The 24537-nt window shown below is 53.2% G+C and carries 22 protein-coding genes; 12 read left to right on the top strand and 10 right to left on the bottom strand.

Features of this window, described 5'->3' with window-relative positions:
• On the bottom strand, window positions 1-2067 hold a 2067-nt coding region (locus BLQ16_RS08845; RefSeq protein WP_200781911.1), incomplete at its 3' end, for an InlB B-repeat-containing protein.
• A 318-nt stretch (window positions 2068-2385) separates the two neighbouring features.
• Here BLQ16_RS08845 and BLQ16_RS08840 point away from each other — a divergent pair.
• Entirely contained in the window at window positions 2386-3279 is an 894-nt protein-coding gene (locus BLQ16_RS08840; RefSeq protein ID WP_091792370.1) for a DMT family transporter, read from the top strand.
• 94 nt (window positions 3280-3373) lie between these two features.
• Entirely contained in the window at window positions 3374-3901 is a 528-nt protein-coding gene (locus tag BLQ16_RS08835; protein ID WP_159428068.1) for a biotin transporter BioY, read from the top strand.
• Between the two features lie 126 nt (window positions 3902-4027).
• Here BLQ16_RS08835 and BLQ16_RS08830 read toward each other — a convergent pair whose 3' ends face one another.
• The 8 genes from BLQ16_RS08830 to BLQ16_RS08795 all read right to left on the bottom strand — a co-directional run bounded on the left by BLQ16_RS08830 (window position 4028) and on the right by BLQ16_RS08795 (window position 10800).
• Entirely contained in the window at window positions 4028-5215 is a 1188-nt protein-coding gene (locus BLQ16_RS08830; RefSeq protein WP_091792368.1) for an aminotransferase-like domain-containing protein, read from the bottom strand.
• Between the two features lie 83 nt (window positions 5216-5298).
• Complete coding sequence (gene brnQ, locus BLQ16_RS08825) at window positions 5299-6678, bottom strand: branched-chain amino acid transport system II carrier protein (RefSeq protein WP_159428067.1); 1380 nt, start codon at window positions 6676-6678, stop codon at window positions 5299-5301.
• A gap of 300 nt (window positions 6679-6978) precedes the next feature.
• Window positions 6979-7464 (bottom strand): ferritin family protein, encoded by a 486-nt coding sequence (locus tag BLQ16_RS08820; protein ID WP_091792366.1) that lies wholly within the window; start codon window positions 7462-7464, stop codon window positions 6979-6981.
• The gene (locus BLQ16_RS08815) at window positions 7461-8030 is read right to left on the bottom strand and encodes a 2-oxoacid:acceptor oxidoreductase family protein (RefSeq protein WP_091792365.1); all 570 of its coding nucleotides are present in this window, start codon (window positions 8028-8030) and stop codon (window positions 7461-7463) included. Before BLQ16_RS08815 ends, BLQ16_RS08820 begins: the two co-directional genes overlap by 4 nt.
• Window position 8031: 1 nt before the next feature.
• Window positions 8032-8793, bottom strand: a complete 762-nt coding sequence (locus BLQ16_RS08810; protein ID WP_091792364.1) for a thiamine pyrophosphate-dependent enzyme — start codon at window positions 8791-8793, stop codon at window positions 8032-8034.
• The gene (locus tag BLQ16_RS08805; protein WP_091792363.1) at window positions 8793-9851 is read right to left on the bottom strand and encodes a 3-methyl-2-oxobutanoate dehydrogenase subunit VorB; all 1059 of its coding nucleotides are present in this window, start codon (window positions 9849-9851) and stop codon (window positions 8793-8795) included. The genes BLQ16_RS08810 and BLQ16_RS08805 overlap by 1 nt, the downstream gene beginning before the upstream one ends.
• 10 nt (window positions 9852-9861) lie before the next feature.
• The gene (locus tag BLQ16_RS08800) at window positions 9862-10086 is read right to left on the bottom strand and encodes a 4Fe-4S dicluster domain-containing protein (protein WP_091792362.1); all 225 of its coding nucleotides are present in this window, start codon (window positions 10084-10086) and stop codon (window positions 9862-9864) included.
• A 30-nt stretch (window positions 10087-10116) separates the two neighbouring features.
• Complete coding sequence (locus BLQ16_RS08795) at window positions 10117-10800, bottom strand: nucleotide-binding protein (RefSeq protein WP_091792361.1); 684 nt, start codon at window positions 10798-10800, stop codon at window positions 10117-10119.
• A 725-nt stretch (window positions 10801-11525) separates the two neighbouring features.
• Between BLQ16_RS08795 and cls the strand changes: the two genes are divergently transcribed.
• The 3 genes from cls to BLQ16_RS08780 all read left to right on the top strand — a co-directional run bounded on the left by cls (window position 11526) and on the right by BLQ16_RS08780 (window position 14412).
• On the top strand, window positions 11526-13073 hold the full coding sequence (gene cls, locus BLQ16_RS08790) for a cardiolipin synthase (protein ID WP_159428066.1): 1548 nt from the start codon (window positions 11526-11528) through the stop codon (window positions 13071-13073).
• An 8-nt stretch (window positions 13074-13081) separates the two neighbouring features.
• The gene (locus BLQ16_RS08785) at window positions 13082-13309 is read left to right on the top strand and encodes a hypothetical protein (RefSeq protein ID WP_091792359.1); all 228 of its coding nucleotides are present in this window, start codon (window positions 13082-13084) and stop codon (window positions 13307-13309) included.
• A 119-nt stretch (window positions 13310-13428) separates the two neighbouring features.
• Complete coding sequence (locus BLQ16_RS08780) at window positions 13429-14412, top strand: DMT family transporter (RefSeq protein WP_159428065.1); 984 nt, start codon at window positions 13429-13431, stop codon at window positions 14410-14412.
• A 346-nt stretch (window positions 14413-14758) separates the two neighbouring features.
• Here the strand turns inward: BLQ16_RS08780 and BLQ16_RS08775 are convergent, their stop codons facing one another.
• Window positions 14759-15622: a hypothetical protein gene (locus tag BLQ16_RS08775; RefSeq protein ID WP_091792357.1), complete on the bottom strand. Its 864-nt coding sequence runs from the start codon at window positions 15620-15622 to the stop codon at window positions 14759-14761.
• A gap of 354 nt (window positions 15623-15976) precedes the next feature.
• Here BLQ16_RS08775 and BLQ16_RS08770 point away from each other — a divergent pair, with 354 nt between their 5' ends.
• The 7 genes from BLQ16_RS08770 (at window position 15977) to BLQ16_RS08740 (ending at window position 24296) form a co-directional block, all read left to right on the top strand.
• Window positions 15977-17482, top strand: a complete 1506-nt coding sequence (locus BLQ16_RS08770) for a hypothetical protein (RefSeq protein ID WP_091792356.1) — start codon at window positions 15977-15979, stop codon at window positions 17480-17482.
• 17 nt (window positions 17483-17499) lie between these two features.
• Entirely contained in the window at window positions 17500-18150 is a 651-nt protein-coding gene (locus BLQ16_RS08765; RefSeq protein ID WP_091792355.1) for a helix-hairpin-helix domain-containing protein, read from the top strand.
• Window positions 18151-18173: 23 nt separating this feature from the next.
• Window positions 18174-20399, top strand: a complete 2226-nt coding sequence (locus BLQ16_RS08760; protein ID WP_091792354.1) for a DNA internalization-related competence protein ComEC/Rec2 — start codon at window positions 18174-18176, stop codon at window positions 20397-20399.
• An 88-nt stretch (window positions 20400-20487) separates the two neighbouring features.
• Window positions 20488-21891: a D-alanyl-D-alanine carboxypeptidase family protein gene (locus BLQ16_RS08755; RefSeq protein ID WP_159428064.1), complete on the top strand. Its 1404-nt coding sequence runs from the start codon at window positions 20488-20490 to the stop codon at window positions 21889-21891.
• Window positions 21888-22880, top strand: coding sequence for a DNA polymerase III subunit delta (holA, locus tag BLQ16_RS08750; protein ID WP_091792352.1), 993 nt, complete (start codon window positions 21888-21890; stop codon window positions 22878-22880). The genes BLQ16_RS08755 and holA overlap by 4 nt, the downstream gene beginning before the upstream one ends.
• 169 nt (window positions 22881-23049) lie before the next feature.
• Complete coding sequence (gene rpsT / locus BLQ16_RS08745; RefSeq protein ID WP_091792351.1) at window positions 23050-23313, top strand: 30S ribosomal protein S20; 264 nt, start codon at window positions 23050-23052, stop codon at window positions 23311-23313.
• 74 nt (window positions 23314-23387) lie between these two features.
• Window positions 23388-24296 carry a hypothetical protein gene (locus BLQ16_RS08740; RefSeq protein ID WP_091792350.1) on the top strand — a complete coding sequence of 303 codons (909 nt, stop codon included), beginning with the start codon at window positions 23388-23390 and terminating at the stop codon, window positions 24294-24296.
• Window positions 24297-24537: the final 241 nt, after the last annotated feature.

Raw genomic sequence — 24537 nt, 5'->3', positions numbered from 1 at the left:
TAATCCCGCCCGAACCACTGCGTTAATATAAGGATTGTACCAACCGGAGGCCACGTCGCCAAAGGCCGGTTTTTCGGTGTTGGAAACATCCATTTCTTTTAAGAGGGCGATGATTTTGGCACTTTCCGCCCTGGTGATGACGCCATCAGGTCTAATGCTGCCGTCAGGATAGCCGGCTAAATAGGCGGCAGAGGAGCCGTCAATTGCCGGTTTTTCTTCATCGGGCTTCTGCGGCTCTTTTGGCTCAGTGACTGTACCGGTTGAGCTGGACACCCCACCCCCATGCGGTTTACTTGGCTGGCCGGCCTCTTTCCAAAGGGCCTTTACCGTCGTGTTGGCATTCACCTTGATGCTGTCGCCCACGGCCTTTTCAGTACCGTCGACTTCCCAGGCTTTAAATGTTTTGCCCTCAGGGGCGGCAAACTTGCAGTCTGGTAGCGTATAGGTCTCGCCTTTATTGACAGTAACATCTGCCATGATGCCGGTACCACCGTTTTTGTCGAAGGTTATTGTAAATTGTTCTGGTGTTGGTGTTACTGCGTTTTGAGTCCATTTTGCATATATTGTTGTGTCTGCATTTATTGTTTCATTTGCAAAGTCGAATGCTTTTGTAAACTCTGCGTCTTTATACCAACCCGCAAATGTGTAACCGTCTTTTGTCGGTGCTGCCGGTTTCGTTACAAGTCCGCCTGCTGTTATTGTTTGTGGATTTATCGCACTTCCGCCGTTTGTATTAAATGTTACTGTGTAGTTTGTCGGTGTTGTTGGTGTCCATTTTGCATATAGTGTTATGTCTGCATTTATTGTTTCTGTTTCAACGTCAAATGGTGTTGTCAGCCCTGCGTCTTTATACCAACCCGCGAATGTGAACCCATCTTTTGTCGGGGCTGTTGGTATCGTTACATGATCGCCTTGTTTTATTATTTGTACACTTACCTCAGTTCCGCCATTTGTATCAAATCTCACTATATATACATAGTAGGTAATATTTAAAGTTATATTATACATTGTTGGGTAAGATCCCAAAATTGTGTCAGATCCCGTATAGTAATTATATGTCACTGTACTTGGTTTTGTGAGGTCAACTTTAAAATTAGAATCAGCTCCTACTATATATCCTGCTTTCGTGATGTCAAATGTGCCCGGAAAATCTGCATAAGGTATTTTCATATCAGTTGTTCTTATTTCGACATCATACTTTTGGGCATTACATTTTAATCTAGAACCCGCGATATTATGTGACAGGTCCAAACTTGTTAATTGATTTTCCATACAATTAAGGTGCACAAGTTCCCTGTTTTTACTTACATCCAGACTTGTTAATTGATTACTATTACAATTAAGTCCTTGAAGTTTCGTGTTTTTACTTACGTCCAGTTTTGTCAGTTGATTACTTTTACACCAAAGTTTTTTAAGTGCCGTGTTTTTACTTACATCCAGACTTGTTAATTGGTTTTCCCAACACTCAAGTCTTTGAAGTGCCGTGTTTTTACTTACGTCCAGTTTTCTCAGTTGATTTCCATCACACAAAAGTTCTTTAAGTGCCGTGTTTTTACTTACGTCCAGGTTTGTTAGTTGGCTACTAAAACATGTAAGAGATATAAGTGCCGGGTTCTTACTTACGTCCAGGTTTGTTAGTTGGTTAACAGAACATTTAAGTGTTTCCAGTGCCGTGTTTTTACTTAAGTCCAGGTTTGTCAGTTTGTTATCATGACAATTAAGAACTTTAAGTGCCGTGTTTTTACTTATATCCAAACTTCTTAGTTGGTTATAAGCACAATTAAGTGTTTGAAGTGCTGTAAAATATTCGATTCCTTTTAAATCTGCAATGTTTTCACTTGTAACGCTTATCGATGTTATGTGTGCTATTTCCGTATCACTTAATTTACCGTTATTATCCTTGTCAAATTTTGTACTAACATAATCCCTAAAAGTCGCATCCGGGAAGTTGGTTGCATTAATGGCAACATCTCCCGGCTCTGCCCACGCAGGACTTGCGGGCAGGTTGATCAAGACAAAGATCAGGGCCACGAATAGGGTGATGCCGGTTCCTATTCTCTTTTTCATAAGGTTTCCTCCTCAACCCAGGTCATTTTGGAAGCGGTCAGGCTTCTTGCCAATACCTATACTTATTTAGATTATAAGTCCTAAGAAAGAAGTTGACAACACCCAAATGGGTGATATGCCCACTATTTTTTTGATTTATGGGAAAATTAATGAAAAAGGGACAAAAAAATCGCCGGCCAGGGAGGGGCCTGCTGGCGATAAAGGATTAAGGGGCGGGGGCCCCGGTAAGGTGGCCCTTTAAGGGCGCTTTTTCCCTTGGGATAGAGGCTTGACGGGCCTTCGGTAAACAGACTAAAATATTTTTAAGGAGGGGATCTTATGACGGACAAGACGGCCCGGGACCTGGTCATGGGCACTTTATATTGTGTCATCGGCGGGATTTGCTGGGGCATTTCAGGCACGACGGCGGAGTATTTGATGGCGCACAAGGGCCTGTCTGCCGATTGGATCTCCGTTTTGCGGATGCTGGTCGGTGGCGGGGCCATTCTTTTGTACGCCTTCAGCCGGCAGGGATGGGGGATCTTTGCCCTATGGCGGGATCCGGTGAGCGTGGTCCGGGTGGCGGCCTTTGGCTTTCTGGGCATGAATTTGGCCCAGTACGCCTATGTCCTGGCCATTGGCGCCTCCAATGCCGGTACGGCGACCATGCTCCAGTACACCGGGCCCATAGGGGTCTTACTTGTTAATTGTACCCTCGCCCGGCGGTTGCCGTCCGGACGGGAAAGCATGGCCATCCTGCTGGCGGTCACAGGGACCTTCCTGATTGCCACCCACGGGTCTTTCAGCAGCTTGTCTCTGTCGCCGGCGGCACTTTTTTGGGGCCTTTTGGCGGCGGCCGGCCTAATTGTTAACTTTATCGCCTCGGAGCCGCTGATTCACCGCTGGGGGAATGCCACTGCCACGGGGACGGCCCTGGTCCTGGCGGGCCTTTTGCTCTCCTGCCTAAAAAGCCCTTGGCAGGAGCAGGTTCACTGGGACGCGGGCATCGCGCTGGGCTGTCTGGTCCTGGTTCTGGTGGGCACCATCGGGGCCTTTATTATTTTTATGCAGGGCTTTGCCATGATCGGCTCAGTCCGGGCCTCTATGCTGGCATCGACGGAGCCCCTGTCGGCAGCGATTTGCTCAGCGGTATTTCTGGGCACCGTCTTCACCGGCATGGACCTGGTCGGCTTTACTTGCATCATGGCAACCGTCTTTCTTTTGGCCAAATAAAGCGGTCGCCCTCCATTGTCGACTAGTTTTGAAAAACGGGTTGACAATGGAGGGCGACCGCCTTATACTAGGGACACCAAAAGGAGGAATGACCATGTCTGCAGAACGATTGAATGTCCGTGATATGACGGTTATGGCTGTATTTGCCGCCGCTTTAGCGGTGATGTCGCAAATCTCCATCCCCATGCCGTCAGGTGTCCCCATTACCCTACAAACCTTTGCCCTGGCCCTAATCGGTTACAGCCTGGGTGCCAAGCGTGGCGCCATGGCGGTGCTGGTGTACTTGCTCTTAGGGGCTGTCGGCGTGCCGGTGTTTGCCAACTTCCATGGCGGCGCAGCGGTATTTTTCGGCGTCACCGGCGGTTTTTTATGGACCTTTTGGGTCACCGCCTTATTTTGCGGCTTAAAGCGGGACGCCGGCCCTGGACCGGCCATCGCCAGCGGACTGATCGGTATGATATTGATGTATGCTGTTGGCTTGGCACAATTTATGGTCTTGACCGGGACCGGCTTTAAAGAAGCCCTGATGCTTTGTGTCGCGCCTTTTATTATTAAGGACCTGGTTAGCCTTGTGCTGGCCTATGGGATTGCCAAGACCGTCCGCCGGCGCGTGGGGCTTTAAGCCGGGCCGGACGAGGCCACCCTGCAGGCCTGTCGATAAGCCTGCTTACAGGAATAGGATTACCAATCAAGAGACAAAAAGAAGCGGACCGCTTAATTAAGCGGTCCGCTTCTTTGATAGCCAGGTTTATTTCATTTCAGCCTTGATGACGTCAGCTAAGCGCTTAACGCCTTCTTCAATTTTTTCTTCGCTCATGCAGGAATAGTTGCAGCGGAAGCAGTTTTCACGGACATTGCTGCCGAAGAAGGCACCGCCCGGAACGTAAGCCACTTTTTGTTCAATGGCTTTGACGGCCAGGTCGCGAGCATTCATGTATTCCGGCAATTCAACCCAGAGGAAGAGGCCGCCTTCAGGATTGGTGAAGGTCACGCCTTCAGGGAAGTACTTGGCCATGGCGTCGACCATGACGTTTTTACGTTTGCCGTAAACCTTAATGATTTCAGCAATGTGTGCTTCCAAGTCGTTGTCTTCCAGGTATTGGGCCAATTCCATTTGAGAAATGGTAGAGGACTGCAAGTCTGCCCCTTGTTTGATCTTGTTGAACTTATCCAGGATATCCGGTGCAGCGCAGAACCAGCCGAGGCGAACGCCGGGGGAGAAGACCTTGGAGAAGGTCCCCATGAAGACGACCCGGCCTTCCGTATCCAAAGATTTCAGAGAGGGCTGAATTTCGCCTTCAAAGCGCAATTCGCCGTAGGGGTTGTCTTCTAAGATGGCCACGTCGTATTTATTGGCCAATTCGATGAGTTTTTTACGGCGTTCCATGGTCCAGGTTTTACCGGACGGGTTCTGGAAGTCGGAAATGACGTAGATGAATTTCACCCGGTCATTGTTTTTCAGGCGCTCTTCCAGGATGTCCATTCTCATGCCGTCAGCGTCTAATTCAACGTCTAAGAAGGAGGGTTCATAAGCCTTAAAGGCGTTTAAAGCGCCGAGGTAAGTCGGGCTTTCGACGATGATTTGGTCGCCCGGGTCAATAAAGGCCTTGGCCATAAAGTCCAGCCCCTGTTGAGAACCGGATAAAATCAGAAAATCGTCCGGTTTAGCGTCTTTAACGCCAACCTTGTTCATGCGGTGAACAATCTGTTCACGCAAGGGCAGGTAACCTTCCGTCGGGCCGTATTGCAAAGCTTGACGGCCTTTTTCGTCTAATACCTTGTTAACAGCTGCCTTCCATTGGTCAACCGGGAAGAGTTCCGGTGCCGGTAAACCGCCGGCAAAGGAGATGATGTCCGGTTTTGCGGTCAAGGCCAAAAGTTCGCGGATTTCAGATGCCTTCATGTTGTCCATGCGTTTTGCAAATTTCAGTGCCATAACGATAAGACTCCTTTCAATCGTTGAGAATGCTAGCAAGTTGTGTAAAAAGAGGCAATCGCTTGCCTCTTTCAATCAAAAACTTATTTGGTCCCTTCTTCGAAATAAACCAATTGGGTCATTTCTTCGTCAACGCGTTTACGCGGCAAGAAGCTGGCGATGATGGCCAATACGGCAACCGGAATGATCCAAGCCAGGCCCAGGCTGTCAAAGGGAATATGGCTCTTGAAGGCCACCAGGCTGTCAATCCAAGGAGCGTCAAATCCGAAACCGCCCTTAAGGGTGTTCAGTGCATCAATGATAGAAATCAAGAAGGCGCCGATGATCCCGCCGGTGTAAGCGTTTTTGTTGGGGATGAATTTATCAAATAAGGTGAAGATCAAGAGAACGATCAGAACCGGGTACATCAGGAAGAGGACCGGAACAGCGGCGTTGATGATCCAGGTAACGCCCATGATCGAAACGAAGAATGAGAAGGCAACGGTGACGATAACCACTAGGCGATAGCCGAGTTTACCATTGGACAATTGGTTGAAATATTGGGCGCAAGTGGTCACCAGCCCTACAGCGGTGGTCAAGCAAGCCAAGGAAACGGCTATTGCCAACATTCCGGCGCCAATCGGGCCCCAGCTGGTGGCAACGCCGGCAAAAATCTGATGAACGATTTGGATCAGCATTTGCGGACGGGTGACGTCTTCCGGGAAGGTCATGGTACCGGAGGCAGAAGCACCGGCATAGAGGAGACCGCCGTAAACGAAAGCCAAAAGACCGGCAGCGATGATACCGCAGTAAATGGTTAAGTTCAGCTGATCTTTTAAGGTGTTGTAACCACGGCTGACAATGGAGGCCAAGGCGGTACCGCAGAACATGGTAGCGGCCAAGGCGTCAAGGGTTTGGTAGCCTTCAGTGAAGCTGCCGGCAAAATTATAGACGTTGTCGCCGGTGAGTTCAACCGGGCTGCCAATCGGCTTAATAACGGCCAGAACGACAATTGTGAAAAGTGTGATCATTAAGAAAGGCGTTAAAATTTTACCAATGTAGTCGACAACTTTTGCACTGTTGAAGCAGAAAAAGAGCACGAGTGCAAAGAATACGATACTGGTGACGATGGGCGGCAGGTCAGGTGCAAATTGCATAACGCCGACTTCATGGGTCGTAGCGGCGGTACGCGGAATAGCAAAGCAGGGGCCGATGGCCAAAATAATGGCAACGCCGAAAAAGATGGAAAAGCCTCTACCAACGTAACGACCAAGGGTCATAACGTTACCGCCGGATTTAATGGTGGAATAAATCCCCAAGAACGGAAGGCCCACGCCGGTTAAGACAAAACCGAGCAAGTTGACCGGCCAAGCGGTACCGGAGTTAAAGCCGAGGTAGGGCGGGAAAATCAAGTTCCCGGCGCCCAAGAACATGGCGAATAATGCAAAACCTACAATGATAACGTCTTTTGTCTTGTTGTTCATAATTTCCCCTCTTTTCAAGGATGTGGGTATTGGATCGCAAGTTGCCGGCATATCGATCCAAGAAAATAATTTATAACAAACACTGGGAGAAGTGTTGTTATCAAGATGTGTTATATAATAGCAAAATAAAACGCGCCTGTCGAGCCTTTTTTTAAAAAATGTTAACAATTGTCAAAGTCCCGACGGCGCGATTTATTTATCCAGTTATATATTAGTTTACAGTGACTTCATCTTTAGGCACAAAAGCCTGGGCAGCCTAGTGGTGACAGGCTTTTGTCTGCCGGCCATAGAGGTCTCTGATCAGCAGGGAGAGAAGCCTTGATCGGCCCACCATTCCTGCTTGTAGATTTCATACTGGGCGGCAAATTGGTCCAGATGAACTTTTTCCCACTTGATCAATTCGTCAAAGACTTTTTTCGCCTGTGGATCATCCACCTGTTTTTTAGCGTCTTCATAGAAAGCGATGGAGTCGCGTTCCATTTGCATGCCAACGCTGAAAACGGAAAGCGCCAGGTTTAGGTTTTGCTTGTCCATTTTGCCCCAGCTGTAAATTTCAGGCGAGGGGACATTGGCACTCAAGGCGCCGTCAACGGTGATTTTACCGCCGGCAACTTCCTTGCTGAATTGTCTCAGGTATTCAATATGGGCGACTTCTTCTTCAGCCAGCTTGTTTAAGGCTTCAATGGCTTCCGGGTTGGCATTTTGGCTAGCTGCCATGCGATAAAATTGAGCGCCTTCGACTTCATTCAGGATGGCTTGATTGATAATGTTTTCAATATCTTTCATTGAGCACCCTCCATTTCTGCATGTTGTTCTTCGACCAATTTCATGCCCGCATCCATAGCCTTACGGTTCATATCGAAGAATTTTGCCTTGCGTTCGCCAAAGACGTGCATGTAAGCATCTTTTACAGCTTCATCGCTTAAAAGTTTGCTGTAGCCCAGGTAAGCGCCGAACATAACCATGTTGGAGGCCTTGGCATTACCGACGTCGTTGCGGGCAATATCCGTTACCGGGACGTAAAAGACTTTAACATCGTCACGGTCCACCTTGGTATCAATCAAAGAGGAGTTGACGAAGATAACGCCGCCGGGAACAACGGTTTTTGCAAATTTTTCAAGAGACGGTTTGTTCATAGCGATTAAGGTTTTCGGAGCGGTGACGTTCGGAGAGCCAACCGGTTTATCGGATAAGATAACCGAGCAGTTGGCGGCGCCGCCACGCATTTCCGGGCCATAGGACGGCAGGTAGGAGCATTCATAATTGTCTACCATGCCACCGTAGGTGAGCATTTGGCCGATGGCCATAACGCCCTGGCCGCCGAATCCGGCACATAAGATGCGTTCTTCCATATTATAAGCCCTCCCCGTTTCTCAGGTTGCCCAGCGGATAGTAAGGCATCATTTCTTCTTCTACCCGTTTAAGCGCGTCAACAGGGGTTAAGCCCCAGTTGGTCGGGCAGGTAGACAGGACTTCAACAATCCCGAAGCCGTTACCTTCCAGCTGGTTCTTGAAGCAGTTCATAATGGCGCGTTTTGCTTTGCGAACGTTGGCCGGATTGTTGACCGCTACCCGTTCAACGAAACGTGCGCCGTCAATTGTGGCCAGCATTTCTGCAATGCGGATCGGTTTCCCGCAATGGGATGCATCACGGCCCAAGGGGCTGGTGGTGGTCACTTGACCAACCAAGGTGGTCGGTGCCATCTGGCCACCGGTCATCCCGTAAATCCCGTTGTTGATAAAGATGGTGCTGAAGTGTTCACCGCGGTGAGCCGCTTGAACGATTTCAGCGGTACCGATGGAGGCCAGGTCCCCGTCACCCTGGTAGGTGAAAACGAAGTTATCCGGGCGCGTCCGTTTGATACCGGTAGCCACAGCCGGTGCACGGCCGTGAGCTGCTTCGTGCATATCGCAATTGAAGTATTTATAAGCCAGAACGGCGCAACCAACCGGTGCGACGCCGACGGCTTTTCCTAAAACGCCGAGTTCCACTAAGCATTCTGCAACCAGTTTGTGTACCACACCATGGGTGCAGCCCGGGCAGTAGTGGAGGACCGCGTCAGTCAGACCCTTACTTTTCGTATAGACAATGTTGTCTTGCGTCGTCGTTGACATTATGCCTTCCCTCCCACAATTTTCTTGACCTCGTCGACAATTTCAGCGATGGACGGAATAGCGCCGCCCTGACGGCCGTAGAAGTGAACCGGCCATCTGCCGTTGGAAGCGATTTTAACGTCATCAAGCATTTGCCCGGTGTTCATTTCAACAACGAGAAGATCCTTGGTGGTATCGTCAATTTCATCAAAAGCTTTGAACGGATACGGCCAGATGGAAATCGGACGAATTAAGCCGACTTTAATGCCTTCTTCAGCCAGTTCCTGCATAGCGGATTTACAAATACGGCTAACCGTACCATATGCGCAAAGAACGATGTCAGCGCCTTCCAGGTCTTGGGTTTCATAGCGCGTTTCATTTTTCTTAACTTCTTCATATTTGGCTTGCAGATGTTTGTTGTGCTCTTCAAGCCCTTCAACGTCCAAATACAGGGAGTTGATGATATTCGGTTCGCGTTTTTCTTCAGTACCGGTGGTTGCCCAAGGTTTATCAATGGCCTTTTGGTCTCTCGGTTGGATATCGACCGGTTCCATCATTTGCCCGAGCATCCCGTCACCGATGATCATAACCGGGTTGCGGTATCTGTCGGCAATGTCGAAACTTTCCATGATTAAATCGCACATTTCCTGCAAGTTAGCCGGAGCAAAAGCGATTAACCGATAGTCCCCATTACCGCCGCCACGGGTTGCGATGTAGTAGTCGGTCTGGGAAGGTTGGATGCCGCCGAGCCCAGGGCCGCCACGCATCATGTTGATGATCAGGCAGGGCAGTTCGGCACCGGCGATATAGGAGATCCCTTCCTGCATCAGAGCCATACCGGGGCTGGAAGAAGAGGTCATTACACGTGCACCTGCACCTGCAGCGCCGTAAACCATATTGATGGACGCTACTTCAGATTCAGCTTGCAAATAAATCCCGCCAACTTTGGGTAATTCCCGGGAAAAATACTCGGGCACTTCACTCTGCGGGGTAATCGGATAACCGAAGAAGTATTTGCAGCCGGCGGCGATTGCAGAGGCTGCTAAAGCTTCATTCCCTTTCATTAGTGTTTTTGCCATAATTTACCTCCTACTGAACTCTTTCAACAGTGATGATTGAGTCGGGGCACATAATTGCGCAGCTGCCGCAAGCGATACATTTGTCCGGCTCAACACAAACAGCCGGGCTGTACCCTTTGTCGTTGATGATGCTCGTGTCCAGGGCTAAGATGCCCATTGGGCAAGACGCAACGCACACGCTGCAACCTTTACACAGGTTTGAGTTGAATGTGACCTTTCCTTTTGGTTTTGCCATTTGATTACCTCCAATTGCCTCTTGGCATATTTATAGCATCCAGTCTGCGCGCATAAAGATTTGTAAGGGGAAGATTTCTCCGTCTAAATCTTTAGGCAATTTATCGCAAATCTCAGAGCGACAAGCAATGTAGCGAATGGGAATGCCGTATTTATCGCGGATGGCCTCGCACAATTCTTGTCCGTACAACACATCTTCAACGGATGTTTCCTTTAATAGATGGGTTGTATTGACCAGGGCGCTGACCGGCATTCTGGCCAGACGTGCAATATCCTGCATGAAAACTTCGGTAAGCTCCAGGCTTTCGGTTTCCGGGCGATGGCGGTTGACAATGAAGAGCAGTTCAGCATTGCGCCCTTCCAATACATCGCGGTAGTAGCCCAATACACGAGCCCCAACCGGGTTACCGCCCAAGTCGACGATGACCTGGCAGGCCGGATCTTGCAAGGGTGTCTGAATATTGGCCGCCAATGCGGGAATGTCTACCTGCGTGCCCTTAATCGAACTACCGTATAATTGAATATCGTGCTCATTCAGCATATCTTCATATTCACGACTGCGAAAATAAAGGTTAACGATGTCCAGGTCAACGATGGCAACTTTCGGGTGACGGCGGCGCAAGTACAGAGCATAATTGAGGGCAAACTCAGTTTTGCCGCTGCCGTAATGGCCGCTGATTAAATGAATCCGCGCTTCGCCTTGTTTTTTGTCCACGGCGAGCCCCCTTTCAAAGGCCTAAATAATTCGATAATTTCGATTACTTGCATATTTATAGTACTCCAAAAAAAGCATGAAATCAACACTTGAGGAAGATAAAAAACAGAGAATACGTAAAACAACTCACATATAACTATCCATTCACATATATAATATGCAACGAATAGATAATGTGAAACAGTTTTGAAAGGCGCCTTAAACAGAATGTGAAAGATTTATTTTGATAGGCAATAATATACAGATAGATGAAAAAACGGCGCCATGAGTTATTATTTAAGGCGATGAATTGTAAATTTTATCTGTTATTTATGGAAAATTCGTATTATAGTACACCTTGCAAAGAAAGAAAATAATTACCCACATAAGGAGTATTTGACCTGGCCGGGGAAATAAAATTTATGCACAAATGAAAAACAAAAATCGGTATAAGGAAATTTTATAAAACGATATAAATCCCCTTTTAACTGCTTAATAATCATTGAATAAAGAATAAGGACAAGGCGGTATTGAGCGATTTTTCTTCATCAAGGGATGTCATCAATGATGCGGTGGTCCCTTTTGCTGACCTGCTTGGCTCCTGTTTTGAGTCATCAAATGTATAGGGAAAATCACTGGCCGAGTGGCGTCTACAAGTCTTGCCCTGGAGGGCTTTATTCTCTATAATGAAACCATGTCAGGTATTAAGATATTCAATCGAGGAATGCTCCGAAAGGGGGAGTCTGATGTCTAAGATCAATACGGATAAACCGAAAGAGGTCATCATGCATCCGGTCGGCATTATGCTGATTGTATTGGTGCTCCAGGTTGTGCTCATTATTGCAGGCTATTTATTGTTGCGCAACTATTTACAGATTGCTACGGTCTTTTGGTATGCTTTGGCCATTTCACTGGTGATTTATTTGCTGAACAAGCATCAGAACCCCTCCTATCAAATCGCCTGGATTATCATCATGTGCCTCATGCCGATTTTTGGCGGGCTGTTTTTTTTAACCATCCAGCTTATCCCGGGAACGCGCCGGTTGGCGGAACGGGTCTCCTGGCGGGTAAGGGCAACGGCCAAGTACCTGCCTCAGAATAAAGAACCGGTTGACAGCCTCCGGGCCCATAGCGCCCGGTTTGCCAGTCTGGCGGACTACCTTTATCGTGTGGGGGTTCACCCCACCTACTCCCATACGGAAACGCGTTATTTTCCGCTAGGTGATGACGCCCTGCCGGTCATGCTGGAAGACATGGAAAAGGCCCAGGAATACATTTTTATGGAGTACTTCATTGTTTCCGAGGGAAAGTTCTGGGACGCTGTTTTTGACGTGCTCAAACGAAAAGTGGCCCAAGGGGTAACCGTCCGGTTTATGTATGACGGCACCAATATGTTCTCTCTGCCGAAAGATTTTCAGCGCCGCTGCATTGATGCCGGCATCAACTGCCGCATTTTTTCACCGCTCCGGCCAATCTTTTCCACCTATCAAAACAACCGGGACCACCGTAAAATTATGGTGATCGATGGGGCTGTGGGTTACACCGGCGGCATCAACCTGGCCGATGAGTATATTAATGAAGAAGACCGCTTCGGTCATTGGAAAGATACCGTTATCCGCCTGGAAGGGGATGCGGTGATGTCCATGCTGGCCACTTTTTTGCAATTGTGGCATGTGGAAGAAGAGGACAAGGCCGATTATCAACGCTGGCTCGACCGGGAACCGGCGGTTCGACACCTTGAGGTGGCCAACTGGGTGGTTCCTTATGCAGATGCGCCGGAAGACGGTGCGACCTTAGCCCAGCAGGTCTATATGCATATTTTGAATATGGCCACCCGGTATGTGCACATTATGACGCCCTACTTGATCCTAGATTATGAAATGGTACAGGCGCTTATTTTTGCGGCGCGGCGCGGGATTGACGTGGCGATTTTAATGCCCCATATTCCGGATAAAAAAATTCCTTTTTACATTGCGCGCAGCTTTTACCCGGAGCTGATTAAGAACGGGGTGCGCATTATTGAATATGAACCGGGGTTTGTACACGCCAAAAGCTTTGTGTCCGATGACTGTGTGTCGGTGGTCGGGACCGTGAACCTGGATTATCGGTCGCTGTACTTGCATTTTGAGAATGGTGTTTTGGTCTACAACGATGATTTTGCGGCCCAGGTGGAAGCGGACTTTCAGGCCTCGGTGGCCAAGGGCCATGAAATGACCATTCACGATTATGAAATTACGCCCTGGTACCAGCGGGCCACCGGTCGTATTATGCGCATTTTTGGACCATTAATGTAGGAGGGCTTATGTTAAAAGATGTTCCGGCGTTAAGTTTTTCAGCGGTGGCGGCCTGTGTGGCCGGGGCCATTGCCCTGGCTGTCTGGCCGATGGCGATTCTGGCGATTTTACTGGGCGGTATCGGCTTGGTGGAAGTGCAGGCGCGTGGTTTGCGTGGCACGGGCTGGGCGCTGTTGGGCATCGGTATCGGTGCCTTTGTGCTCTTTTCCAGATGTTTTCTGATTGAGGGGCTGTGACCAGCCGGTCAGCTCCGGGCGGCGGGTCACTTTTTTGATGAAATGAGGGTGGATCGCTTGACAAGGGGTGGCGATGGCGTTATAACGATGGTGATCAATCATCATGGGAGATGAAGCGAATGAAAAAAGGTATTTTTTATATGTTACTTGCGGCTCTCTTGTTCAGCTCTATGGAAATTGCCTTAAAATTAACGGGCAGCACCTACCACCCCTTGCAGTTGAATGCCCTGCGCTTTTTCATTGGCGGGCTTATTTTATTGCCTCTGGCTCATCGGCAAAATCGTAATTTGCCTCTGCGGCTGCCGGCTTGGGAATACGGCTTTTATGCTATGACCGGCCTGGTCTGCGTGGTGGTGTCGATGACCATCTATTTGTTATCCATCCGGTATACGGAAGCATCGACGGTGGCGGTAATCTTTAGTTGCAACGCTTTTTTTGCGGTTATTTTTTCGGCAATTTTTTTGCGTCAGCCGGTAAGCAAGATGACCGCTTGTGGCTTGTTCGTGGCCTTTAGCGGTCTGGCCCTGTTAATGGACCCCTTGCACATGGGCGGAGACGCTGCCGGCATTATTTTGGCTGTGGCCTCAGCAGTCCTCTTTGCCGCTTATGCGGTGATGGTCAAATACGGGCAGGGGAAAAGCCGGTATCATGGCCTGCTTCCGACGGCCTACACCTTTATCTTCGGGACGTTGGAGCTCTTTGTCCTTATGGCCCTGACCCACACGGCCCCCATGGCCTCCCTTCTCAAGGCGGTTGGCTTGGAAAGTTTTATCAATGTCCCCTTCTTTGCCGGTATTAGCTTGGAAGGCTTGCCCCTCTTGCTCTATATCGCTGTTTTTGTAACGGGGTTAGGATTTGCGGCCTACGGCCTGGCCATTGAACACGGGTCGGTGACGGTGGCTTCGCTGGCCTTTCTGATTAAGCCGGTCTTGTCTCCGGTCCTCTGCTACCTGACCTTGAGCGAGGTCCAGACCACCCTGGCCATTGTTGGGATTATCGTGGTCGCACTTGGTTCTCTACTGGTTACTTTGGAAAATGTCATGGCCCGCCATGGACAATGGTTGCCCGTCCACGTGAAGAATACTGAGAGAACCCGTCGGTAAACTAAAAATATGAAAGCTCCCACTTACTGGGGGCTTTTCTTGTGTGGCTCTCTGATCAAGAAAAACTCTGTTACCAAATCAAGTGCGTCGAGTATTCGCCGATGGCTATGGCCTGAGAGATAGTCTGTGGATCAGCCCCCTGTGGTCACTTCTGTTCTGGTCACCACATTTTTACCACTAAAATTTTAATGCCTGGAACTACATAGCCTTGGGCGGACGGGCGGTGCTCTTTTCTCAAGGGGAAATCTTTCTGCAGGAAATGGATTAACGGGGAAGAGTGGATTAAGGGAATAAAAAAAGACGCTTAGTGCGGGATTTTCGCATTAAGCGTCTTTTTTTTATCCGGTCAATGGCCAAAGCCGCCGGCTTTTTGATAGATGGCGCAGTCGGCTGATAAATTGCCGGTGAAATAGCAAAGGTCTCCGGGGTTGGCCGGGCGTCGGGTCAAGGCTTCAGGCGCCGCCCACAGGGTGAGGCCGCCAAAGAGCGTATCCAGCTGGATGGCGCAGGCGAAGGGCTTCCCGTCAATGTGCAGGGTTTCTGCATAGCGCACCTGGCCGCAGCCCATGACAAAATTTTCCCGGCGACCGACATCGGTCGGGTCCCATTCACCGTCGTGGTCAATAAGGTAGTCACCGCGGTTGTTCTGGCTCCGGTTTAAGGCGAAGGTGGGCGCAATAATGAGGCCGGGAATCACCGGCAGGGATTCGGAACGGGCCAGGGCGGTCAGGTATTCGGCTTCTGTGGCGAACAGCTCCAGGGATGAGGCCAGCAGGCAGATCTGGGCGGAGAAGGGTTCGACTTGCTGGTCAGGCGTCAGCACGTGCCGGGTGGGGACATCGATGGGTAGGACGTTTTGCACCTGGGGGCTGAAGACGCCCATGACCATGGTGTGCATATGGGGGGCCGGTAAGTCGTCGGCCTTTTCGTACTGGGGCACGAGTTCCCAGACGGAGGGGCCGTTCATATGGGCGTTGTAAGCCGGCCGGGCAGGGGCCTCTGCCCGGTGGTAGATGATGACGTCGATTAAATCATTTTCCACCGGCAGCTCGATGACCTCGTAATGGCCGCGCCAGGCGCTTAAAATATGCCGGCGGTTGCCGGGAAAGTCCCAGATGGACTCAAAATCCGCGCGGTTGTGCTGTAGGTAGAAGAGCTCATCCCGTTGGCCGGGAATAGCCGAATGAAATAAGTGTGCGTATAAAGCCATGCCCGCGCTCCTTTCTTTGCGATCCTACTGGACGGCAACTCCTGCAATCGGTATACTTAGGGTAGCTTTGCCGATAAGAGGCCAGCCCTGCGGTCCCCGCCGGACCAAGAAATGTTTGCATACAAACCATCCGCCGGCCAGGGTCAAGTAACCCTTATTATAACCAGTGCCTGGCAAATCTACAAGCGGTGGGGACCGCAGGGCTGCTTATAGGTAGCTGCAGGCTGGCGCTGACGGCCGGTGCCTCGGTCACCGCAGCAGGCGTCTCCCCTGTGGATGGACCTATGCTCACCCATTTATAAACTCAAGCCCCATCTTTCTTTACCCTATAGATACCCGTTCGGGAGGTTCTCTATGAAAAAACTCGGAGCGGTCGGTCTGGTGCTCCTGCTTTTGCTGACCACCGCATGTCAAAATAGCCTCTATCGTGACGATACCGTCTACATGGTCAACCGTGACCGGGCCAACAAGGAAGAGCTGGTCAACGTCATCACTGCTGACGGTCCCCGGCCCTTTCGCGCCGATGCCCTGAAAAACATCAACCCGGGGGCCGGTGAGAGCCCCTTGTACATCGACCGCAAGGCCGGTCTGATGTGGATCTTTCGCCCGGATAGCGCTCCCTTCGGCTGGGAGAAGATCAGCATTTTGGCGCCGCCCTGCGCCTGGGGAACGGTTTTTGCGGAAGACCTGAAAACCGGAGCCCGGAGTGTGCTGGTAGCCAATGTGCCCGCCCCTGAACGGGTCCGCCTGGATGCCCCTGCAGACCGGCTTTACTGGCTGGCGGACGGCCAGCTCTACATTGGTGACTTGCGCCGCCAGGCGGTAGAGGGGCCGGTGGCGGTCAACGCCCAATCGCGGTTGGTGGATATGTTCATTTCGCCGACAGAATCCCGCAAACTCTACCTTTGCCCCTTGGGCCAGGCGGATTTCGGTTACTACCCGGATACCGGCCGCAGTGTGCCCCTTTATGAAATGCAGGAGCGGTTTTACGATACGGCGCCCCTGAGCAAACAATATTTTTACGCCAACCAGTGGCGGCAGGACGAAGAGGGCGATGCCAAGGGCCTGTGGACGGTCATCGCCGATACCCGGCGTGAAGTGGCCCGTGTCCTGGCCCGGGGCAGTTATGCCGATGCTTATAAGACCGGCGTTTTGCTCTTGGGTGACCAACGTTTCGGCTTAACCCTGGTGCCGGATTTCAATGCGCCGGAAAAAACCATTAGAATCACCGACCAGTATGTCTACCAAAGCGGCTTTTTTGCCAAGGGGGGCATTTATTGGATCGGCGACAACGGATTCCAGCAAAATGCCGGGCCCGGTAGGCCGGCCTATCTTTTACATATTTTGAGCCCGGAGGGGAATGAAATCAAGCGCCTGCCCTTATCCGGCGCGGCCATCTTGGTGAGGGCCACCGGGAAAAGTGCCGTTTGTGCCGGCCCGGCAGCGGAATCCATTGATCTTACACAGGCCGAAATTACCGCCGAGCGGAGCTGGCAAAGCCGCTGGCTCTCGGCGCCCTTGGGTTTGGAAGAGGCGGTCAGCAATACGGTGCGCGCTTTCGGCAACAGCCTCTTGGGCGATAAGTCGGCCCTGGCTGAGTTGCAACGGATGGCCATTACAGAAGAAGCCGCCCAGGGCATTACAGCCAATGCAGATGTGACCAGTGATCTATCTACCAACCGGCATGTTGAAGGCCACTTGCGCAATGCTCTTTTGTCGCAGGATACCGGTTTGGCAGAAGGGATTCTTTGTGTGGAAGCAACCGATGAAGACGATCACAGTGAGCTGCGCCGGGTGTCGATTCGCTACCAGTTGTTTGCCGGGGAGTGGCGGATTGTGCAGTTTTCTGCGGCTGAATAGGTAAGGAGGCGGTCTAGATGAAGGGCTTATTGGAATGGCTGGACAACCACGGCGGCTGGCGGCGGTGGCTGGCGGCCGCTTGCGCCGTCCTGCTTCTTGGCGGCTGCTTTTGGCAGAGCCACCGGCTGCCGGATATGGGCGGGGCCAACCCGGCGCGCATGCCGGTATCTGCGGAAAACGCCAAGTTAATTGATACCTCTGATGATGGCGGGTCGCTGGAAAGTTCGGAGCCGCAGGAAGTGGTGGTCCATGTCAGTGGCGCCGTGGCGCATCCGGGTGTCTACACCCTATCCGGCCGGGCGCGGGTGAACGACGCCATTGCGGCGGCTGGGGGCGCCTTGCCGGAAGCGGATACGGAGGCCCTGAACCTGGCCCAGCGGTTAACCGATGGGACTAAGATTGTCGTGCCCCGCCAGGGAGAAGCGGCGCCGCCGGCGACCGCCCCCGGCACCATTTCCGCCGCCGACCCTGCCGGTGGCCGGATCAGTTTAAATACGGCCAGCCTTGAAGACCTGCAAAAGCTTTCCGGCATCGGTCCGGCCAAGGCCCAGGCCATTGTGGCCTATCGGGAAGCCCACAATGGCTTTCGCAGTGTGGAAGAATTAAAGCAGGTCAGTGGCATCGGCGAAAAAACCTATGACCGGCTGGCGGCAGATATTCAACTGTAAAGGGCCTAAAACGGGGTGGTCTTATGTGGCATCTCAAGCGTGACGGCGCCTGGTTGGCGCTGGCCTTTATCCTCGGTCGGCTGCTCTTTGCCGGCGTGTATTGGCCGCTGCTCCTGTTACCGGCAGCGGCTTATTTTTGCCGTCCGGGCAAACTGGCCTGCGTCCTGGCCCTGGCGCTAGGCCTCTGTGGCCTCGGCTGGGGCAGCGGGACGGTGTCGACCCTGCCGGCTGCTCTGGATGCGGACCGTCCTGTTTCCATCAGCGGCACCGTGTTATCTACCAGCCCCTACCGGACCACACTGCTGGTGGACCGGGAAAAGGGGCGCCCTGCTGCTGCGCCTTACCGGGTATCCTTGCGCCGCAGTTACGGTGATGACCGGCCGCTGGCGCGGGGTCAGCAAATTGCGGTGAAGGCCTACTTGCGGACGCCGGAAAAGCAACGAGCGCCGGGCGGTTTTAATGAAGCCTTGTGGCTGACCGGCCAGGGGGTCTTTGTCGTGGCCCAGGCAAGGGAAAAAGTGACCGCCGGCCCGCCGGTCCCCAACCGGCTGCAAGACCTGGCGACGGTCCTGCAAAAGCGGTTGACCGCCTACCTTTCGCCGGACAGCGCCAGCTTGACCCGGGCCATCTTGCTTGGGGAAACCGCCGGCCTCCACCCGGATTTTTACCGCCGGGGGCAACTCCTGGGCATGGTGCATATTTTTGCGGTGAGCGGCCTGCACGTGGGGATGATTTTGGCCTTTATCATGGCCCTTTTGCGGCTGGTTCAAGTGCAGTCGCTAGGGGCCAGGCTCATCGCTGCCGGGCCGCTTCTGACGGGCTATGCCCTCCTGGTGGGGGCGCCGCCATCGGCCGTGCGGGCTGTGGTCATGGCGGTCATTGCCCTTTTGGCCCTGGGGAGCCACCGGTATGCCGACCCGCCGAGCATCCTCATCTATGCGGCGGCGGCCCTGGTCATCATGGATCCCTACTGCCTGTGGCAGATCGGCTTCCAGCTATCATTTATCATCACCGGCGGCCTGATTCTTCTTGTGCCGCCGCTGCAGCGCCTGCTGGCCCCCCTGCCGCCGGTCCTGGCCAACCCCTTGGCCGTGGCCTTGGCGGCGGAAATGGCCGGTGCGCCCCTGATTGCCTATTATTTTAACCTGTGGACGCCCCTGTCGGTGGTCGCCAACTTGGTCCTGGTGCCCCTGGTGGGCCTCTTGGTGCCGCTCGTCTTAGCGGCCCTCTTGGCCTCCTTTGTCCTGCCGCCGGTGGCGGGGCTTCTGTTTTTCCTGGCCGACGCCCTGGCCCACCTGATCATTTGGCTGGTCCAGGTGCCGGGTGGTGCCATCGCCGCCCATCATGTCAATGTCGGCGCGCCGTCCTTTTGGGCGGTCTTGCTGGCCTACGGGGCCATGGGGGCCGGCGTTTTTGCCCTGAAACAGGTCAAGCAGGTCCGTTTGCCCCAGCGACTGGCGGCCTTGGCCCTGGCGGCCGGGGTCATCGGCCTTTTATACACGCCGGTGGACGAGGACCTCAGCTGCCTGGTTTTAGATGTCGGCCAGGGGTCTGCCGCCTATTGGCAGAGCCCGGAAGGCGTCCGCCTGCTCTTTGACACCGGTCCGTCTGCGGATGGCGCGGCCGCCGCCATGCGGGCCCTGGGCGTCAACCGCCTGGATGCGGTGGTGGTCAGCCATGGCGATGAAGACCACCTGAATGGCTTGGCCCGCGTGCTGGATGACGTCCGGGTGGACCGGTTGCTGGTCAGCGCCCCCTTGGCCAAAGATGAAGCCCTGCAAGCCCTGGCCCCCCGCCTTCTTGACACCCAAGTGCTGGCGGTAGCGGACCGGAAGACCCTTCAAATAGGCGACGTCAGCCTGAAATTGAGCCTTTTAAGTGAAGGCGATGACGAAGAAGCCAACGCCAACCAGCTGGCCGCCTACCTGACCGATGGCCGGTCATCCCTGGCGGCGCCCGGCGATAGCCCGGCAGAGGCCATGACCGCCTGGCACCGCCCGCCGGCCGACGTCTTGCTGGTCCCCCACCACGGCAGCCGCAACAGCCTGGCCCCCAAAGATTTGCAGCGTCATCCGGCGGCCCTTGCCTGTTGCAGCGCCGGACGCCACAACCGCTACGGCCATCCCCACCCCCAGGTGCGGGCTGCCTACGCCCGGGCGCAGATCCCCTTTTATGTCACCGCCGACCGGGCCAGCCTCTTCATTTATCGCGCCGGCCAGGGCCTTGAAGTGGCCACGCCCTACGCCTGAACCGGCGATTCATCTTTCGCTATGGTCAATTGACAGAAAACGCGCTATAATAATGAAAACCATAACCCCTGTGTCAAGGAGTGATACAATGAAGAAAAAGCTCTTGGCGATCCTGCTCGTCATGTCCTTCGGCCTGACCTTCCTGCCGATACCTGCCCATGCCGATGTTTTAAAAGAAGGCCTGCCGGAAGTGGCAGGCGCCTCCTACGCTGTCATCGACGGCGACAGCTGCGATGTGCTCTTCGGCAAAAAATACGATCAAACCTTTGATCCCCAGACCCTGGTGCAAATGATGACCGCCGTTTTGATTATTGAAAAAGGCAACTTGAAAGACACGGTGACCGCCCCGGAAATGCCTGCCGCCATCAACTCGGGCAATACGGTTTTCCTGCGTAAGAACGAGGAATTCAAGCTGTCGCGTCTATTGGAAGCCATTTTAACTTACAACGCCAATGACGCCGCTTACGCCGCGGCCGTTCACATCGGCGGGTCGGAAGAAAAATTCATCGATATGATGAACGCTGAAGCGAAAAATCTCGGCATGACCAACACCGAGTTTAAAAGCGTCTACGGCGGTGCCAAGGGGCAAAAAAGCACGGCCCACGATATGGCGCTCTTGGCCGCTAAGGCCTCCAGCCTGGAAAAATACGTGAGCCTGACCCTCAAGCCCACCATGAACTGGAACGGCGAAATGTTCGCCCATGACAACATCCCCAACGCCAACGGCTTTCAGCAAATCATGGAAGATGGCGTCGGCCTGAAACTGTCCAACCAGAAGGGGCCCAAGACCGATAAAATCCACCTTGCCGCCAGCTACACCAAGGGCGGCCGCACCGTCGTCGCCGTGATTGCCGATGCCGACAGTGAAGCCGGGGTCTACGTGGACGCCGAAACCCTGCTGAATTACGGCATGGACCACACCAAGAGCATGAAACTCATCAGTAAAAACACCCCCCTGGCCAGCCTTACCCTGGCCGGCGGCCAGCGCCTCCGGGTGGCTGCCCAGAAAAATTACAGCGTTACCACCATTAACGACAACAGCATTCGCCCGGAAGTCCGGACCGAGATCGACGACCTGGACCTTCCCATCAAGAAAGGCGATGTGGTGGGTCAAATCAAGGCCGGCACCGGACAAAAGGCGACCAGCGTTCCGCTGATTGCCCTGGATGACGTCAAAAAACCGGTCAATTGGTGGAAGGCTGCCGCTATCTTATTGTTACTCCTATACCTGGCCCTTTTCATCGCCCGGATTTATTACCGGAGTAAACGCCGTAAAACGCCGCCGCGCCGGCCGGGCAAGGCCCGCCGCCAACCGCCGCGCGCCTTGAAACACGCCGCCGGAAGACCTGGACCGGGGCCGCGCCGGCCCCTTCCGGCCAATCCGTCCGGCGGGTCGGAGAGCGGACGCCGGAGCCTGGAAAATCGGGTGCGGGAAGAACGCAACCGCCGCACCTATACCATTCACCGAGAATACCCGGGCGATGACCGATGACAGCCCTGGCCGTTTTCTACGGTGACGACGTTTACGCCTTGGACACAGGAATTGAACGATATATTGACGGGGCGCTGCCTGCAGAGGTGCGCCCCTATAATTTTGACATCCTCGGTCCGGAGGCTGACGTCGACGCCGTCCTCCTAGCCGCCGCTACATTGCCTTTTGCTGCCGAGCGCCGCCTGACCCTGGTTAAGCAGCCTGCCTTCGCCTTGGAAAAGCGCCCCGGCGGTCATTTGAGCGCCGCCCAAAAGGCCCTCCTGGCCTACCTGGACCAGCCCAACCCTGCCCACGGCCTCATCTTTCGCCTGGAAACAGAGGCCAGCTGCGGCGCCTTTCTCAAAGCCCTCGCAGAGCAAGCCGACTGGCACGACTGCCGCAAGCCCAAGCCGGATGCCCTCCACCGGGAGGCCCGGGACCGCCTTAAAACCGCCGGCAAACGGCTGACCTATGACGCCGACGCCGTTCTCTTCCAGGCCGCCCGCGATTGGAATACCGCCACCCTGGCGGCTGAACTGGACAAGGTCTTCCTCTATTACACCGACCAAGAGGAGCTGACCGCCGCCGACCTGAACCGGGTCCTCTCCCGCACGGTGCCCAGCACCATCTTTACCCTGCTGGACGCCGCCATGACCGGCAAAACGGCCGAAGCCCTCACCGCCTATGAGGACCTTGCCGCCACTGGAGAAATGACCTCTGCCGTCCAAGTCCTTGCCCGCCTGATCGACAGCACCCGGACCCTGCTCGCCGTCCAGGGCATGCAAAGCGAGCGTCGCACCCAAGCCGATATGGCCAAACGCCTCGGCAAGCACCCCTACGTCATCAAGAAATCCCTGGGCCAGGCGCGGCCCTACACCACTGCCGCTCTTGTCCGCCGTCTGACCTACCTGCTGGAGCAGGATATTCGCGCCAAAACCGTCAGCGGCATCAATGATGACGCCCTCATCCGCGAAACCCTGATTGCTTTGACCACCGCCCCGGTCAAGTAAAAAGACTGCAAGGCCTGCCCTGCCTCACCGGCGGGCAGGTATCGGCTCCTTGAAAATTTTTCTTGTCAGTATAGACGTCAAATGATATAATGAGGATTGTTACAATATACGCTATCCGCCAGCCGTTTCCGAACGGCCCGGAAAATTGATCCAAAGGGAGGTGCTTTGTATGGCAAATATTAAATCCGCTAAAAAACGCGCCAAAACCGCAGAAGTGCGTCGTATGCGCAACGTGAGCCAAATTACCGCTATGCGTACCGCGATTAAAAAATTCGACAGCGCTGTTCAGGCTGAAGATAAAAATGCCGCTAAGGAAGCCATGGCCGTAGCGATCAAACGGATCGACCAAGCCGGCGCCAAAGGGCTTTTACACAAAAACAACGTGGCCAACAAAAAATCCAGAATCACAAAAGCATTTAACAAAATGGCGTAACATTCGCCTGCTGTGCCACCGGTCGGTGGCTTTTTTTGTACTTGTCCGCCCAGCGTATCTTGAGGAGGAAAGAGATGTCAGACGATAAGACACAATCGGAACAAGCCCCGCAACCCCTCGCCGACACCGATCCCGCAGCGGAAGCCACGCAACCCTCTGATGAAGCGGTCACCCAGGCCTACTTAAACGACATGCCCTTAGATGAAGCCTTTTTAGACGAAGGAGAGACCGGCTCTGAAAGCACCGAGCTCTCTTCCGATGAGGCCACCGCAGACATCGACCGGGATGCGCCGGAAGACAACAATCGCCCGCTGACCGAAAAATTAAAAGCTTTCGCCGATCAATTGATGGACAACCCGGCGCCCCTCTTGCGTAAAGACAGCGTCATCATTCCCCGTGAACCGGCCCTGGAATTGGTTGAGGAGCTCTTGGCCTATGCGGAAAGCGATGGCCTTCCCGCTGAGGACAACTTGATCGACGCCCTGGCCGCTGACGGCCATTATGAAGACCCGGCCTACAGGCCCTTGGAACGAGTCAAATCGCGCGCTCAAGTCATCATTGCCAACGCCACCGTACAAGCGGACAACATCGTCAACGATGCCCGCGTCTTGTCCAAACAGCTTTTGCAAGACACGGAAGACCAGATCAAGGCCCGCTATGATGAAGTGGACACCGACATAAAAAATAAGCTTGACGGCGCCCAAATCCTTTCAGAAAAACGGTTGACCGAAGCCCGGTCCGCCCTGACCCAGTCTCGTCAGCAGGCGGTCGACATCATCAACCGGTATATGGATAAGGCCGAAGACGACTACCAAGGCTACTGGGTCCGGGCAGAAAAGACCCTGCAAGCCGCCTTGGACAAGTCTGACGTCACCCTTGGCAAAGTGGCCGATGTTTTTGAACGGGAGCTGGAAGTCATCGCAGAAGACCTGCAGACCATCGACGGCATCCTGGAAGAGCTGAAAATGAATCGACCCAGATAACCCTTTCCACCTATCGCGAAGCGATAGGTTTTTTTATGCCCTGAAAAGAGCCTTGCCATCAGCCAAGCCGGCCAGCCAAAACCGGTCTCTTGAGGCCTTCCACCTCCACTGCGAAAAAAGTATCAAAAAAGAGTTGACAGGCCTTGTCGTGCGTGGTATTATAAACAAGCTGTCGCAAGCGGCAGCTCTTTGACAATTAAACAGCCAGACAAGCGTACGAATTAAGTGAACATGAGCTAGA

The sequence above is a fragment of the Peptococcus niger genome (assembly GCF_900101835.1).
Taxonomy (GTDB): domain Bacteria; phylum Bacillota; class Peptococcia; order Peptococcales; family Peptococcaceae; genus Peptococcus; species Peptococcus niger.
Note: the sequence above shows the minus strand (reverse complement) of the source record. Positions and strands in the feature narration are given on the sequence as shown.

What these genes read in the sequence shown, in the direction of transcription:
- BLQ16_RS08840 (WP_091792370.1), top strand. Translation starts at nt 2,386, where the DNA reads ATGACGGACAAGACGGCCCGGGACCTGGTCATGGGCACTTTATATTGT.
- BLQ16_RS08835 (WP_159428068.1), top strand. Translation starts at nt 3,374, where the DNA reads ATGTCTGCAGAACGATTGAATGTCCGTGATATGACGGTTATGGCTGTA.
- BLQ16_RS08830 (WP_091792368.1), bottom strand. Translation starts at nt 5,215, where the DNA reads ATGGCACTGAAATTTGCAAAACGCATGGACAACATGAAGGCATCTGAA.
- brnQ (WP_159428067.1), bottom strand. Translation starts at nt 6,678, where the DNA reads ATGAACAACAAGACAAAAGACGTTATCATTGTAGGTTTTGCATTATTC.
- BLQ16_RS08820 (WP_091792366.1), bottom strand. Translation starts at nt 7,464, where the DNA reads ATGAAAGATATTGAAAACATTATCAATCAAGCCATCCTGAATGAAGTC.
- BLQ16_RS08815 (WP_091792365.1), bottom strand. Translation starts at nt 8,030, where the DNA reads ATGGAAGAACGCATCTTATGTGCCGGATTCGGCGGCCAGGGCGTTATG.
- BLQ16_RS08810 (WP_091792364.1), bottom strand. Translation starts at nt 8,793, where the DNA reads ATGTCAACGACGACGCAAGACAACATTGTCTATACGAAAAGTAAGGGT.
- BLQ16_RS08805 (WP_091792363.1), bottom strand. Translation starts at nt 9,851, where the DNA reads ATGGCAAAAACACTAATGAAAGGGAATGAAGCTTTAGCAGCCTCTGCA.
- BLQ16_RS08800 (WP_091792362.1), bottom strand. Translation starts at nt 10,086, where the DNA reads ATGGCAAAACCAAAAGGAAAGGTCACATTCAACTCAAACCTGTGTAAA.
- cls (WP_159428066.1), top strand. Translation starts at nt 11,526, where the DNA reads ATGTCTAAGATCAATACGGATAAACCGAAAGAGGTCATCATGCATCCG.
- BLQ16_RS08785 (WP_091792359.1), top strand. Translation starts at nt 13,082, where the DNA reads ATGTTAAAAGATGTTCCGGCGTTAAGTTTTTCAGCGGTGGCGGCCTGT.
- BLQ16_RS08780 (WP_159428065.1), top strand. Translation starts at nt 13,429, where the DNA reads ATGAAAAAAGGTATTTTTTATATGTTACTTGCGGCTCTCTTGTTCAGC.
- BLQ16_RS08775 (WP_091792357.1), bottom strand. Translation starts at nt 15,622, where the DNA reads ATGGCTTTATACGCACACTTATTTCATTCGGCTATTCCCGGCCAACGG.
- BLQ16_RS08770 (WP_091792356.1), top strand. Translation starts at nt 15,977, where the DNA reads ATGAAAAAACTCGGAGCGGTCGGTCTGGTGCTCCTGCTTTTGCTGACC.
- BLQ16_RS08765 (WP_091792355.1), top strand. Translation starts at nt 17,500, where the DNA reads ATGAAGGGCTTATTGGAATGGCTGGACAACCACGGCGGCTGGCGGCGG.
- BLQ16_RS08760 (WP_091792354.1), top strand. Translation starts at nt 18,174, where the DNA reads ATGTGGCATCTCAAGCGTGACGGCGCCTGGTTGGCGCTGGCCTTTATC.
- BLQ16_RS08755 (WP_159428064.1), top strand. Translation starts at nt 20,488, where the DNA reads ATGAAGAAAAAGCTCTTGGCGATCCTGCTCGTCATGTCCTTCGGCCTG.
- holA (WP_091792352.1), top strand. Translation starts at nt 21,888, where the DNA reads ATGACAGCCCTGGCCGTTTTCTACGGTGACGACGTTTACGCCTTGGAC.
- rpsT (WP_091792351.1), top strand. Translation starts at nt 23,050, where the DNA reads ATGGCAAATATTAAATCCGCTAAAAAACGCGCCAAAACCGCAGAAGTG.
- BLQ16_RS08740 (WP_091792350.1), top strand. Translation starts at nt 23,388, where the DNA reads ATGTCAGACGATAAGACACAATCGGAACAAGCCCCGCAACCCCTCGCC.